At 38.5% G+C, this 14,439-nt stretch carries 13 protein-coding genes; 4 read left to right on the top strand and 9 right to left on the bottom strand.

Going from position 1 to position 14,439, the window contains the following annotated elements:
• Window positions 1-38 precede the first annotated feature (38 nt).
• Together ahpF and HL290_RS08610 are read left to right on the top strand one after the other, a co-directional pair.
• Window positions 39-1,604: an alkyl hydroperoxide reductase subunit F gene (gene ahpF / locus HL290_RS08605; RefSeq protein WP_198496199.1), complete on the top strand. Its 1,566-nt coding sequence runs from the start codon at window positions 39-41 to the stop codon at window positions 1,602-1,604.
• A 174-nt stretch (window positions 1,605-1,778) separates the two neighbouring features.
• Complete coding sequence (locus HL290_RS08610) at window positions 1,779-2,123, top strand: hypothetical protein (protein WP_005041903.1); 345 nt, start codon at window positions 1,779-1,781, stop codon at window positions 2,121-2,123.
• Between the two features lie 59 nt (window positions 2,124-2,182).
• Here the strand turns inward: HL290_RS08610 and HL290_RS08615 are convergent, their stop codons facing one another.
• Window positions 2,183-2,794, bottom strand: coding sequence for a glutathione binding-like protein (locus HL290_RS08615; RefSeq protein WP_003652661.1), 612 nt, complete (start codon window positions 2,792-2,794; stop codon window positions 2,183-2,185).
• 207 nt (window positions 2,795-3,001) lie between these two features.
• Window positions 3,002-5,440 (bottom strand): ExeM/NucH family extracellular endonuclease, encoded by a 2,439-nt coding sequence (locus HL290_RS08620; protein WP_198496200.1) that lies wholly within the window; start codon window positions 5,438-5,440, stop codon window positions 3,002-3,004.
• Between the two features lie 145 nt (window positions 5,441-5,585).
• Here HL290_RS08620 and trmB point away from each other — a divergent pair, with 145 nt between their 5' ends.
• Window positions 5,586-6,302, top strand: a complete 717-nt coding sequence (gene trmB, locus HL290_RS08625; RefSeq protein WP_198496201.1) for a tRNA (guanosine(46)-N7)-methyltransferase TrmB — start codon at window positions 5,586-5,588, stop codon at window positions 6,300-6,302.
• 139 nt (window positions 6,303-6,441) lie between these two features.
• On the opposite strand, the gene HL290_RS08630 is transcribed toward trmB, so the two are convergent.
• Together HL290_RS08630 and HL290_RS08635 are read right to left on the bottom strand one after the other, a co-directional pair.
• A complete protein-coding gene (locus tag HL290_RS08630) occupies window positions 6,442-7,197 on the bottom strand; it encodes a hypothetical protein (RefSeq protein WP_198496202.1) in 756 nt (251 codons plus the stop codon).
• 366 nt (window positions 7,198-7,563) lie between these two features.
• A complete protein-coding gene (locus tag HL290_RS08635; protein ID WP_198496203.1) occupies window positions 7,564-8,325 on the bottom strand; it encodes a hypothetical protein in 762 nt (253 codons plus the stop codon).
• Between the two features lie 215 nt (window positions 8,326-8,540).
• Between HL290_RS08635 and HL290_RS08640 the strand changes: the two genes are divergently transcribed.
• The gene (locus tag HL290_RS08640) at window positions 8,541-9,167 is read left to right on the top strand and encodes a glutathione S-transferase family protein (protein ID WP_198496204.1); all 627 of its coding nucleotides are present in this window, start codon (window positions 8,541-8,543) and stop codon (window positions 9,165-9,167) included.
• A 14-nt stretch (window positions 9,168-9,181) separates the two neighbouring features.
• Here the strand turns inward: HL290_RS08640 and HL290_RS08645 are convergent, their stop codons facing one another.
• The 5 genes from HL290_RS08645 to HL290_RS08665 form a co-directional block, all read right to left on the bottom strand.
• Window positions 9,182-9,961 (bottom strand): Rossmann-like and DUF2520 domain-containing protein, encoded by a 780-nt coding sequence (locus HL290_RS08645; RefSeq protein ID WP_198496205.1) that lies wholly within the window; start codon window positions 9,959-9,961, stop codon window positions 9,182-9,184.
• A gap of 102 nt (window positions 9,962-10,063) precedes the next feature.
• Window positions 10,064-11,485, bottom strand: coding sequence for an OmpA family protein (locus HL290_RS08650; protein ID WP_198496206.1), 1,422 nt, complete (start codon window positions 11,483-11,485; stop codon window positions 10,064-10,066).
• Between the two features lie 213 nt (window positions 11,486-11,698).
• On the bottom strand, window positions 11,699-12,934 hold the full coding sequence (locus HL290_RS08655; RefSeq protein WP_198496207.1) for a dihydroorotase: 1,236 nt from the start codon (window positions 12,932-12,934) through the stop codon (window positions 11,699-11,701).
• Window positions 12,935-12,946: 12 nt separating this feature from the next.
• Window positions 12,947-13,963 (bottom strand): aspartate carbamoyltransferase catalytic subunit, encoded by a 1,017-nt coding sequence (locus HL290_RS08660; RefSeq protein WP_003652674.1) that lies wholly within the window; start codon window positions 13,961-13,963, stop codon window positions 12,947-12,949.
• Between the two features lie 124 nt (window positions 13,964-14,087).
• On the bottom strand, window positions 14,088-14,432 hold the full coding sequence (locus HL290_RS08665; protein ID WP_045434235.1) for a hypothetical protein: 345 nt from the start codon (window positions 14,430-14,432) through the stop codon (window positions 14,088-14,090).
• Window positions 14,433-14,439 lie beyond the last annotated feature (7 nt).

Genomic DNA, 14,439 nt, shown 5'->3' on the forward strand with positions numbered 1-14,439 from the left:
TCTATTGAAAGAATTTGGATGCATTGGAGTAAAAACAGATGTTAGATCAAAACATTAAAACTCAATTAAAAGCTTACTTAGAACGTTTAGAAAGTCCAATCGAATTAGTTGCTGCTTTGGATGAATCAGATAAAGCTGCTCAAATTAAAGAGCTGGTTACCGAAATTGCTGAACTTTCTGACAAGGTCACTGCCCGTTTTGATGGCAACAATACACGTCGTCCAAGCTTTGGTGTGGCTAAAGCAGGTGAACAACCTCGTGTGTTCTTTGCTGGCTTACCGATGGGCCATGAGTTTACATCTTTGATCTTGGCACTGTTACAAGTGTCTGGCTATGCTCCTAAAGTGTCTGATGAAGTGCTCAACCAGATTAAAGGTTTAAACCTTAAAGCTGATTTTGATGTGTTTGTATCACTAAGCTGTCATAACTGTCCGGACGTGGTACAGGCGCTTAACCTGATTGCAATTTATAACCCGAACACAACTGCAACCATGATTGATGGTTCATTCTTCCAAGATGAAGTAGAACAACGCAAAATCATGGCGGTTCCAATGGTGTTCCAAGACAATGAACACATTGGTCAAGGTCGTATGACCCTTGAAGAGATCGTGGCGAAACTCGACACCAACTCTGCTGAAAAAGATGCAGCAGCGCTTAATGCCAAAGATGCGTTTGATGTGTTAGTGATTGGTGGTGGACCTGCGGGTGCAACTGCTGCAATCTATGCGGCACGTAAAGGCATTAACACAGGTATTGTGGCTGAACGCTTCGGTGGTCAGGTCATGGATACCATGGACATTGAAAACTTCACGTCTGTACAAAAAACTCAAGGTCCTAAGTTTGCTGCCGAAATGGAAGCACATGTTCGTGAATATGATGTTGATATCATGAATTTGCAACGTGTGAGCAAAATCGTTGGTGCAGATCAAACTGCAAATGGTCTGGTTGAAGTTGAACTCGAAAATGGTGCAAAGCTTGAATCGAAAACAGTGATCCTTTCAACAGGTGCACGTTGGAGAGAAATGAATGTACCGGGTGAGCAAGAATACCGTACTCGTGGTGTCGCGTACTGCCCACACTGTGATGGCCCTTTGTTCAAAGGCAAACGTGTTGCCGTGATTGGTGGTGGTAACTCAGGCGTTGAAGCTGCAATTGACCTTGCAGGGATTGTTGAGCATGTGACTTTGGTTGAGTTCGATACAAAACTACGTGCTGACCAAGTCTTGCAAAACAAATTGCATAGCTTGCCAAACACCACTGTAATTATGAATGCCTTAAGCACAGAAGTGTTAGGCGATGGATCACAAGTGACAGGTCTTAAATATAAAGACCGTGCCACTGATGAAGAGCATGTGATTGAGCTTGCAGGGATCTTTGTACAGATTGGTTTATTGCCAAACACTGACTTCTTGAAAGACAGTGAGCTTGAGTTAACCAACCGTGGCGAGATCATTGTAAATGATCGCAACGAAACCAATGTGAAAGGTGTGTTTGCTGCGGGTGACTGTACTACGGTTCCGTACAAACAAATCATTATTGCAACAGGTGAAGGCGCTAAAGCATCACTCTCTGCATTTGATTACATCATCCGTTCTGGACAGTAAAACCCAGTCAAACCAGTACGATTTAACCCAAGCCTAGCATTACAAAATGCTAGGCTTTTTTAATATTGGAGTTACAACTCTTTAACAATTTTCGATCTTTATTAATCAGTTAGTTTATGTTTATATTTTAGACATCCATAATTTTGGATGCCATAAATTAAAAGGAAAAACACAATGAATAAATTACTTGTTGCTTTAGGTCTTGCTGCGACCGTTGCTCTTGTTGGATGTAATAAAGATAAAGCTCCAGAAACAGGCGCGACAACGGGTGAACACTTAGAAAATGCTGCTCAACAAGCAACTGCTGATATCAAATCTGCTGGTGACAAAGCTGCAAGCGATATTGCTACTGCAACTGATAATGCAACTGCAAAAATCGACGCTGCAACTGATCATGCTGCTGATGCTACCGCTGAAGCTGCTGCAAAAACTGAAGCGACTGCTCGTAAAGCAACTGCTGATACAGCTCAAGCTGTTGAAAATACCGCTGCTGAAGTAAAAAAAGATGCTCAACACTAATCTCTAGAATTAAAAAAGCCCCTGTTAATACAGGGGCTTTTTTAATGTCTGAAAACCAATTATGAAATTAGACCTTCATCACGCATCGCAATTTGTACAGATTGACGCTCTGCTACTTTATTACGTAGTGCAATAATATGTTTATATGGTGTTAAGTCATGCTCAATTGAGTTTGACCAATTTGTTAAAACAAATAGATAAGCATCTGCTGGGCCGAAATTATCATTTACTAAATAATCATAATCAGACTCAGCCAAATAGTTATCGATATATTTTAAAAGGCGATCAATTTCTGCATAAGCTTTAGTTTTTTCATCAGTCGTTAACGGTGCTCCAAAGAAAACTGCATAAGCATCATGTAATTCAGAGTTCAAATACCCCAACCACTCTAATACTTTCGCACGGCCCATCCCAGATGGTGGAATTAAATCCTGCTTAGGATCATGCTGAGCAAGAAACGGTAAAATCGCCACGTTTTCAGTTAACATTAAACCCGGGTTAATTTCTAAAGCTGGTACATATCCTTTTGGATTAATCTCGTAATAATCTGCGCCTTTTTCTGTTTTATGAGTTTTTAAATTTACCCGTTCTAAGTCAAAATCAACATTAATTTCATTTAAAATAATATGTGCAGCTAAAGAACATGCGCCTGGCGAATAATATAATTTCATATCTGATCCTTGTTATCTCATATTAACGTTTTAAATTGCTTCTAGAAAACCTGCAAGGTTTGCACAATTCTTTAATTGTAAAAAAGCGTAAACTTATAAAATACTTACACCATCTAATATTCTTGAAAAAGTCATTCCTTGCAAGTTGTCTTGCGTGACGATTGTTTAAAATATGATAAAACACATTTGCGTCACGCAATTTTTCCGTTAATTACGCTTAAAAAGCTGGCTAAGCCAGTTCATTAATTCAGATAAGAAATCAAAGATCCCATTTTTCTTATCATCATCCGGATGGCTTGAGTCTTTTCCATTTAAATCTAGATCTACAATTACAGGGTCATGGTCCGAAGAGCGATAAGCATCTTCACCATAGAACAATGCCTTTTGCTCATCCGTTTTATATTCTTCGTTGTAATCTAGAACCGTTGGCTCATCTGCATTGATATGCCATGCAAAGGTTCTAACCACTTTTGGATATAAAGCTGCATCAGCAATTGCATGGTCTAAGTTACCTGCTCCACCATTACCATTGGCATCACTCGCAACACCATACACATAGCTATATGCCTGAGTACCCTGACCGACCTTAGCGTCATTAAGTAAAACTTTATAATTCGCTTTTTCAAATGACAAAATAGGTTCTTCTTTTGCGTAACTGTTCATATCCCCGACAAGTAAAGCATTTTGCTTAGGCACTTGAGTTGGATTTTTCGCTAACCACTGCACAATTTGATCAACTGCTTTCACCCGAGTTGGATTCCAGCAACCTTGACCATCTTTCTGATCGGCGTCAGTAGAGCTAGCATCCACCCCACTACAGCTTTTTGATTTAAGATGATTTGGAATAACGGTAAACGTTTTATTACCACGAACCGCTTGGAAACTTTGCGCCAGTGTTGTTCGGTTCTTATCACCCAAATCAAGCACAACAGGCTTATTTAAAGGCTTAACACGCTTACTGTTATAAATAATAGCCACAGCAATCGCATCACCACCTAAACGGTCTAGATTTTCAGGAACGACATATTTCCAATCGCTACCTAAAGCTTTGGTCAAATGGGCAATAGCACTGTCTGGGCCATAACCATTGTTAGCAATTTCCATCAAACCGTATACATCGGCGTCAATCGCTTTGAGTGCGCTCACAATTTTACGATGCTGTTTATCAAACTCAGCTTGCGTTGTCGCACCACGCTCTGTTGGAAAACCTGTTGCGCCATTGTCATAGTTCAAAACATTAAATGAAGCTACACGAATGTGATTGGCATTTTTGGTAAGGACACTTTGACGCAGGTTTGGTTGAGTAAGAACCTCAGGCTGATTACGCCCAAGCACAGGTTGCACACGCCAACCATTAAAACGATATTCTAAAATACCTTCAGCATTTTTAAGTTGATAACCCGAACGTAGCGTATTGGCAGCACTAAAATTGCTTGGTAACCATGGCGTACGGTTTTGATTGTTATAACCATCATCAAAAATAATTTTCGATAATAAGTTTTTCTGAGCTAGAGCCTTAGCTTCTGGAGATAATGCTGGATATAAATTGGTTGGAATATATAAGCGGCCTAAACTTAGCGAGAGTTCACCATAGCGACCATAATTGTAATTCTCGCTCACAGTTAAAGTCTGAGGTAATTTGACCAACATACCTTGATAACGCTGCGGTGAATTAATTGAGCCACCCGTTAAACTAGCAAATGGAAGTTCGAGGCTAATCGGCTGAACCTGATTTGCCATATTGCTATTACAGGTTTGAATATCTTGTTGTAATTGATCGATCTGTAGCTGATTTTGATAAGACGTTAATCGGCCACGCAAAATAACTTCATCGCCAACTTGCCCACCTTTTACTGCACTACTATTTGGAATATAAACAAAAATAGCATTACTGACATTTGCACGTGCTTTCGTATCTGGTGTCTGAACATAAAAACCAGAGAATCCATTGGCATAACGATAGTCAGCTGTAATCACACCACGCACAGTATAAGTCTGGTCTTGAGTTGCTGCCGCCAAGTCAGCAATGGCTGTATCTGAGCTTGAACAACTTACTGTTTCAACAGGAGGCTGAGTTGTAGAGCCCGATAAATTTGAAAAGTCATTTCGGTTTGTCCAAGCCGACCATGAATGGTCCAAGTCAAATGCTGCGGTTGCATCAACACTTAAAGCTGGGTTTTCTGTTTCAATACGCTTAAAACTATTTCCTAAGCTTGAAACTGCCGTTCCCCATCCCGCTGCTGGGCGTTCACCAATACGGCCAAAACGGTCTACAGGTGTACCTTTGTAAACAAGTACGACTGCATCATCACCATTAAAAGATAGTGCAGCGACCTGATTAACTTTACTTCCAAGCTCAGTTTGCAACTCTGAACGGCCCACTAAAAACTTCTGCTTACTCGCGAGTGTACCTTGTAAACGAAAAGCCACTGTCTTTGCTGTTCCACCATTATTAAATTGTTGAATCTCATAATCAGCTAAATTAACTGTAGCGCCATCTGGATTATAAATTTCCAAGCCTTTTTTATTGCTACTGCCGTCAACATATTGACTAAACATGAGCTGCGCTTGAGCAACTGAGCTATATGAAAATGCACCTAATGCACTTAAAAAGACCGAAAGTGTTCTTAATTGAAAAGTTTTCATGAGTAAAAGTGTTCATATGAGTTTTAATTAGTCTCTTAGAGTAAATATTGATCATGACATCTACATGAAGAAAAACACCGAAACATTTGACTTGATCCCATGAAGACTTAAAATACCGCATTTGAATTTCAATATTGCCAAGGTTATGTCGATCGATCAGTTAGAAACGCAAATTGCAGACTTAGACAATTTGCCTGAACACCGTGAAATTGTGACGTTTATGCGTCGTTCAGCACCACTTAATACGTCTCAACGCACGGCATTAGAACAACATCGCGATTTAATTTTGGAATATCCTGTTGGCGACTTACGTCAACACTTCGAACACCCAGAGCGTCCATTAACTGTTGAAATCGGTTTTGGTATGGGTCGTTCGTTAGTACTTATGGCAAAAGCAAATCCTGAACGTAACTATGTGGGTATTGAAGTGCATGTACCTGGTATTGCTCAATGCTTGTATGAAGCAGGTATAGCAGAAGTTAAAAACTTACGTGTACTTGATGCAGATGCAATTCAGGTTTTACGTGAAATGCCAGACAACAGCATTAATTGCGTACAACTTTACTTCCCAGACCCTTGGCAAAAGAAACGTCATTTCAAACGTCGTTTTGTTGCCCATGAGCGTATGCCATTGGTTGAACAAAAGCTTGAGCTTGGTGGTACGTTCCACGCTGCAACAGATTGGGAACCGTATGCTGAATGGATGTTAGATGTATTAGACAACCGTCCAGACCTTGAGAACTTGGCAGGTAAAGGCAACAACTACCCACGTCCAGACTGGCGCCCAATCACTAAGTTCGAACGTCGTGGTATTGAGTCAGGTCATAAGATTAATGACTTTATCTTTAAAAAGATTAAGTAAAATTTGACTACCAGATAGCGGAAAAATGAGGGCATTAAATATTATTATTTAATGCCCTTTTAAATTAGCGTAAATCATATATCTCAATATATTTTTAAATTACATATATATTAATAATTTAAATTAATTATTAACATATTCATTTTCTAGTATTTTTTGACTTAACTTCTAAAGGAGCCACGTTCCAGACATCTAATAAACGCCAAATTGCATTATCAATCTCTTGCCATTCTTCCCAATTATTTAAATTTGTTTCCCATTTAACCCATACCCCCCCATATTTATTAGGTTCATAACTATTTCCACGAATTTGAACAAACCGATTATCAACAGTGTTTTCCAAAGTAAAAACTTCTAAAAGTACCCCAGTAACATTCTTATTTTCTGAATATCCATAACAAAGAAAAGCGTTATCAGATATATTTCTTTTATAACAATCCAAACCATTTTTTTTAAATTTTGATTTAAGATTTACATATTTAGAATTAAAATTATTTAGCATTATTTTATGAGTATCAAATTTTTGCTCTCGCATATCTATAGTTAGGCCTTCAATCTTAACTCGCACTTGATCTTTATGATCCGGTACATACCCATCTGTAGCCTGAAAACTTGAGTTTCTCAAAACTAGATTAAATTGCAATTGCCGATTTGAATCAGGCATTGGTAAACTATCTATCTCTTTTTGAGTGATTGAAGAAAATTTTTCAGGTATATAACTTATTGGAAACTGACCTAAATAATGCTCTCTTTCTGGGCGATAAAACTCTGAATCAAATTGATCAGGAATATGTATTCTACGCTCTCCTAATTTTGCTTTAACAATTAAATGATTATTTTGTTTCCATATAACAATATCCCCCTCTTGAGGTATATTAGCTTTTTCTTTATTCATACATCCCCCTAAAAATAAAAAGCTCGCAATTAATGCGACTCTCTTCAAACATGACATTTACCAACCTCTAGACTTATTAACAACCATAAATCATATTAAAAAACATGATACAATCAAGACAATATTACTTAAAAATTAAAATAATTTTATTCGCTCCAATTAAAACAAAAAAAATAATTTCAACTTTTTAAATAAATACATGCCTTTCATTTCAACAAAGTTAATTGCAATTAAATCCCCGTAAATATAAAAATTTTAACCACCACCAAACCCAATCAACAAAACACACATCGAAATTAAAAAAATATCTTTATTTTATTGTTTTAAAATCCAATAAAAAAATAAAATTTCAAAAAAATTCTAAACCTATCTTGCACATAATATTTTTTTTGGCCTTATTTTCTCTACTTCATCAAACAAACTAAATGTCTGATTCATATAATTTACAACACCTGATATTTGCTCAATATAATGCATAAGCTCAGGTGTTTTTTCTGCTTGAATTAACTTAACAGTTCGTGATGGGTCAAAACCGTCAAACTGGCAGTAAAATAAAGGGTCACCACGTTTTAATATTAAATCCTTTGATGTGTCGTGCCATTCAAAAGCCCACATTAATGGTCTAGGCCAAATATGAATTGGGAAACGCCCACCAAAAATAGTTCCAGGTAAGGGATTTTTACGGTAATGTCCAAACGCATCGAGTTGAGTTAAATACACAACCTCATCAGCTATAAAACAATAGGGTAATTTAAGTTGGAGAATTGGCACTTGGGGTCTACGCCATTCATTTTCATTTACCAACGTTAGCAACTCACGTAATTTATTGGCTCGAACAGGTGACTGGTCGCCTAATACATTAACTAATGTCGGTTTTCCATTTGCATCTCGCGCAAACCTTAAATGAAAATCAAAAGGACAATTCACTACGAAGTAGCGACTTTCAAGTTGTAATACCGCAGGACAACGACTCGCTGACTTGGCATGCTTGGTTTCAGATTTTGAACGCATTCGATAAGGTGGTTCATAAAGTAATGCAGATTTATCATCTACCAGAAACCAACCTACTTGAATTACGCCATCCCCAATGATCTTCTCTTGATCAATAACCGTAAAATTAAGATACATTCAGAATTTATATTTTAATTTTCAATACATTATTTTAATACCAACTATACAAAACTGTCTGTACATTTTCCATCTTAACAGAATAGATAATATGAAAAAATTAAGCATCTATAGCCATTATATTTCTCTGATCTTTTTTATTATTAAATCTTAAATAACTAAAGAATTTGTATTACATTCAATTTACTTAATCTCACGAAAAGTCAGAAAACAACATGTTAAAAATTTTAGGGCGCGATAACTCAATCAATGTTCGTAAAGTCTTATGGCTCTGTGAAGAATTAAATCTTGAATATGAAAGAGAAGATTGGGGAAGAGGCGTTCGTTCTGCCCAATCTCCTGAATTTTTAGAATTAAACCCAAATGGGCAAATTCCTGTTGTTTTAGATGGCGATTTAGTACTTTGGCAGTCCAACAGTATTATCCGTTATCTAGCAAATGCCTACGATAAAGAGCACCTGCTTTACCCTACTCAAGCGAAAGAAAGATTTTTTGTAGACCAGTGGCTTGATTGGCAAGCGATCGAATTGAATAACAGTTGGACTTATACCATTATGTCTCTGCTGAGAAATTCACCAGATCATCAAGACCCAAACTTATTACAACAAGGTATTGATAACTGGAATCGTCATATGCAGATTCTCGATCAACAACTTGCAAAAACTCAAGGCTATGTTGCAGGTTCACAATTTAGCTTAGCTGATATTCCAATTGGTCTGTCTGTACAACGCTGGAAGGCCACTCCTTTTGACCATCCAACGCTTAAGCACGTCGACCAATATTTTGAACTTCTAAATCAACGTGCGGGCTTTTTAAAATGGGGAAATAACGGCGAACCTTAATTTTTAAATAAGCTTTAAGCCGAGTGATGGCGTTTTAAGATGCCATCACTTAAAAGTTGATACACCTGTTTTAAATCATCTCGATTTGCTTGAGCTAATAAGTCTTGATGCATGGCCAAGATATTTTGGTCTCCTCGCATTGCAGGTCCTGTCTGCATTTGTTTTGGTTCATTTTCAGTGGCTTTTTTTGCTGTTTCCACAATTAATGGATAAAGCAAGCTAAAGTCCACCTGCTCTTTATCTACAACCTGCTTTGCCATATCAAAACAGTAATTACTAAAATTACAAGCGAATACAGCCGCTAAGTGTAAAGTTAAACGTTGTTTTGAGGTATATTGATATACTCGATTACTTAGGCTATTTGCTAAATCAGAAAGTAGTTTCTGGTCGACATCTGCTAACGCTTCAACAAACAACGGCGTTGCAGTCCAGTTAACATCTCTTTCAAGGCTAAATGTTTGTAATGGGTAAAACACCCCTGCTTTCTCATGCACATGACTGATGACTTCAATATTAGTGCTACCCGAGGTGTGAACCATAAGAGTTTCAGGAAATAATTCATGAACCTGTTTTACAAGCTCTGCAATTGCACTATCTGAAACCGCTAGAATGATGAGCTCGGTCGATTGAAATTGCTGTAAAGACTGACATGCTTTTGCTTGAATTTTCTCTGCAAATTTTTGGGTTTTATCAAAATCACGTGCATAGACTTGTACGATGTTATGACCTTGAGCCAATAAAGCCTGTGCCAAATGAAAGGCAACTCGTCCACTTCCTATCAAACTGATTTTCATATTAACCCAACAATATTTATCTCTATAAAAAAGCTTCTCAAAATGAGAAGCTTTTTTCAAATCAAAATGAATAAAATCAATAATTTTTCATAAATTATTTCATTATTGAGCTACTGAAAACTCGATGCGACGGTTTTTGAAACGTCCTTCATCAGTTGTATTTTCAGCAACTGGTTGATCAGAACCATGACCTTGTGCAACTAATTTAGAAGCATCTACACCTTTAGATGTTAAATAATCTACTACGGCTTGAGCACGGCGTTGAGACAAAGCTTTATTTGAAGCTGCATTACCAGTTGAGTCTGTATGGCCGCCAACATTTAATTTCACTCCAGACACTTTATTTAAAAGTGTTACAGCTTGATCAAGAATAGCTTTGTTATCCGCAGGGATTTCACTTGAACCACTCGCAAAATTAATAATTTGCAAGTTAAGGGCTTTCACCAAAGCATTTACATCGACATTGTTCGGGTCAATTGCTGTTAGAGCAGTTTGTGAAGCACTCAAGCTATTGCTCACAGATTGTTCAGCTGTTACTGGTGCTGCGGCTACAACCTCAGTATGTGGCACCAATGCTTTTACTTTTGCAGTTAAAGCTTCTAATGCTGCCGCATCCCCCGCTTTCAAAGTAATTTTATCACCCACCCACTCTAAAGATGCATTTGGCACGCCTTTTAATGCACCAAGCACACCAGCAAGTGCATCTTTGTCTGTAAATGAAGCCGCATAAGTTTGGCTTGTATCCACATTACAATCTTGAGTTGTCGAAAAAACCTTTTTAACGTTTGTTTGTAGAGTTGCTAAGAAGCCTTGGTCGCCAATCCCAGCCTGACACTGACTCACTGCTCCTTTATCATCTGTGCTTAAAGTTAAACTAGCTGGTGCAGCAGCGGCTTCAACACCACTTGCAGCCGACGGTTCTGGTGCTGGTACAGCTTCTTTATGTTGGCAAGAACGCCATAACCACGCAATGATAAGACCCAGAATAATTAGAGCAATAATGGGCAAGAACCCACGAGACTTACCCGTTTTTTCGCTGGCTGCAGCTAATGGTGGAGCTGTTGAAGTTGAGTGTGGAACCGAAGATAAGCCTGCACCAACACCTAAAGGCGCTAATAGACCCACTGCCCATGCAGGTAAATATGAACGAATAGTATCTGCATGCTGGCGCAAGTAATTCACAATACTTTGCTGGTCATTTCCAGCAACATCTGAAATTGCAGTAAGACTCGGTTTAATTGCACTGTTGAGTGTGCTTTCAATTTCATTATTTGGTGCTGTACCGCTTAAATGAGTAAGCACGGTATTCTTGATTTGATCATTATGAGAAAAAAGATCGGATAATGATGGAGCCAGACTATTTTTCAATTGTCCGATAAGATCAGGTTTAGCAGCTAATAATGAAAGTAAAATTGGATAAAACTTAGATAAAGCATTCGATTTTTCGCCTAGGTATCCATCCTGTTCATCTAATAATATTGAAGATACTTTTTCTTTAAGCAATTCTATAGGGTTTATCGACATTGGTTATTCTCCCGAATTTATACGTCGTAACCAGCAACTTTTGATTATTCAAATAGTTCTTCTTTGCTGATAGTTTTTTATTCTAATCTGCCTAGAATCTTTTATTGTTTTTTATATAATTTATATACAATTTTCCATCTAGTATTTACAAAACAGGTAGATCTTATTGATCTACCTGTTTATATTTTAAATTTACTTTAACTAAGTACTTTATCAGTTAGCAAAAGTTTGCAGCACTTTACCCGTTAGGTTTTGACCCAGTAATGGGGTATTTTTCCCTTGCGATAAAATTGTGTCTTTACTTACTGTCCAGTTAAAAGCAGGATCTACCAATACCCATCCTGCTTCATTTTCCCAACGCGCGGTCATATTCGCAACCTGCGCTGGCACGCTGGTTACTTTAGCAACCCATTCCAGAGGTTCAAATAAACCTTCATTAATGAGTTGAATCCCTAAAGAGACATAGGTATCAAAAGCTGTAATGCCCGGCTGAGTTTCAGCAAATGGCGCCATTTTTGCCGAACTGCTTAAAGGCTCATGGTGCGTACAAATTGCATCAATTACGCTTTCTTTTAATCCTTGACGTAAAAGTTCTTTATCTTGTTCAGAACGCAAAGGTGGGCGAACGTGTGCAAGTGAATTGAAACCGTCTGTTAAGTGTTCAGTTAAATGTAACTGGTGCATTGCAACATCGGCAGTCACAGGCAAGCCTTTTGCTTTTGCAGCACGAATTAGCTCAACCGATGCACCACAAGACAACAAACCAAAGTGAGCTTTTACGCCAGTTGCTTCAATCATAAGCAAATATTTTGCAATCGCTACAGTTTCAGCAAGTGCCGGAATCATCGGCAGACCTTGGCGAGAAGCAATAAAGCCTTCGTGTGTACATCCATCTTTAGCAATCTGTGGTTCTTCAGCATAGAACACAACCGTTAAGCCAAGACCCGCTGCATATTCCAAAGTACGAATAACCACATCATCATTTTCAAAAGCGGCGTTGGCATTTGAAACAGCAGTACAACCACCCTTTTTAAGACCGGCCATATTTGCAGGTTGTTTACCATTTAGACCTTGGGTTTGAGCACCGATAATATGCATGTGAATGCCGCCATCAAGCCATGCCTTTTCAATCAAGCCATGAATAAGCGCGCCGTTGTCTTGTACAATCGGTTTTGAATCTGGCGGAGTAATCACATGCAAAATACCATTAGCACGTGCCGCCTTCCCTTCAGATTTAAGTGTCCCATGTTGCTGTTGACCAGGCTCACGTAAACGCGCGCACAAATCAACCATGGTTGGCATTAACCATTTGCCTTGACCATCAATGGTTTGTTCAACTTGCTCTACTGGAGCAACCAGCTTGCCATTTTGAATATATACAGTTTGTACGTTGTCTGTTTTCTGGATTGGGTCTAACACACGTACATTTTCAATTTTTACAATACTCATGTGATCCATTCCTTACAACGTAATCGCTTCAATTAAGCCTTGTTCTTGGAGTTGGCCTTGCATTGACAACGCCAACACAGCCATACGAACTGCAATACCGTTGGTTACTTGTTTCAGAATAACCGACTGGTCTCCATCCGCCACACTTGAATCAATTTCTACACCACGATTCATTGGCCCCGGATGCATAACGATACAATCAGGTTTCGCTAAACCAAGACGTTCTTTGTTTAGGCCATACATTCTGTAAAATTCAGACTGTGAAGATAATGCTGGAGAGTCAATACGCTCATTTTGAATACGTAGAGCAATAATCACATCACAATCTGCGATCCCTGCATCCATGTTGTTAAACAAACGGACATGTTCGCCATATTCGGAAAAGCCCACTGGTAATAATGTATTCGGTGCAATCACACGAATATCCTTACATCCTAGTGTTTGTAATGCTGCAACATCTGACCGTGCTACACGAGAATGTTTAATGTCACCAATAATGGCAACGCTCAACTCTTCAAACGGTTTCTTTGTTTCACGGCGAATGGTAAGCATATCGAGCATCGCTTGCGTTGGATGGGCATGACGTCCATCTCCAGCATTAATAATTGCGACCTTTGGACACACATCTTTAGCAATGAAATGTGCAGCACCCGAAGATGAATGGCGGACAACAAAAATATCGGCAGCCATTGCTTCAAGGTTCCAAAGCGTATCTCGTAGCGTTTCACCTTTTGATGTACTTGAACGTGCAATATCAATATTCAATACATTTGCAGACAAGCGTTTTGCTGCTGCTTCAAAAGTAGTGCGAGTACGGGTGGAATTTTCAAAGAAAAGATTCATAACCGTCAATCCCTCTAAGAGCGGACGGTTAATTAAATTATTATTATCATCTAAAAAGCTTTGTGCGGTATCTAAAATCTTAGTGAGGTTTTCTTTTGAAAGTCCCTCAATCGTTAAAAAATGTTTTAAATTTCCGTCTTGATTGAGCTGAACCTGGCTCGGTTGATGCAACGCTGCAATATGCATAATGGATTCCTATGGGTCGAATCGCGAAAACGTGCATAGTGTAGCTGAATTCCGCTCTTTTCGCAGAAGAACTTTACAGAATAAGGCCCTAAATTGACCAGAAAATTTAGGACCGTGATCTGGACTATCTCAATGCACCTATATAATGGTGTGGAACTTGTGCCCGATAAATGTCTTCGGCGGTGATTTCTGAATCTTCATCGACTTTAACATCAGCAAGTTTTTCTTTTTGAGAAGACTCCGGTATTGCGTCAACCAACGATCTTAATCGCTCAACGCATCGTTTCAATTCGTCATCCTCTGTTTCTAACGCTACCGTAATTACATATTTTGCATAATCTTTATTTTGAATCACGTACATTGCATCTATTACCCGCCCAGTCACCCTACGCATACGTACATATATTTGTGTAGCCACAGAGAAAGCATCTGCATTAGTGATAAAACCATTCCCGATCATGTCTTTCATTTATAAC

The sequence above is a fragment of the Acinetobacter sp. AC1-2 genome (assembly GCF_016124155.1).
Taxonomy (GTDB): Bacteria; Pseudomonadota; Gammaproteobacteria; order Pseudomonadales; family Moraxellaceae; genus Acinetobacter; species Acinetobacter calcoaceticus.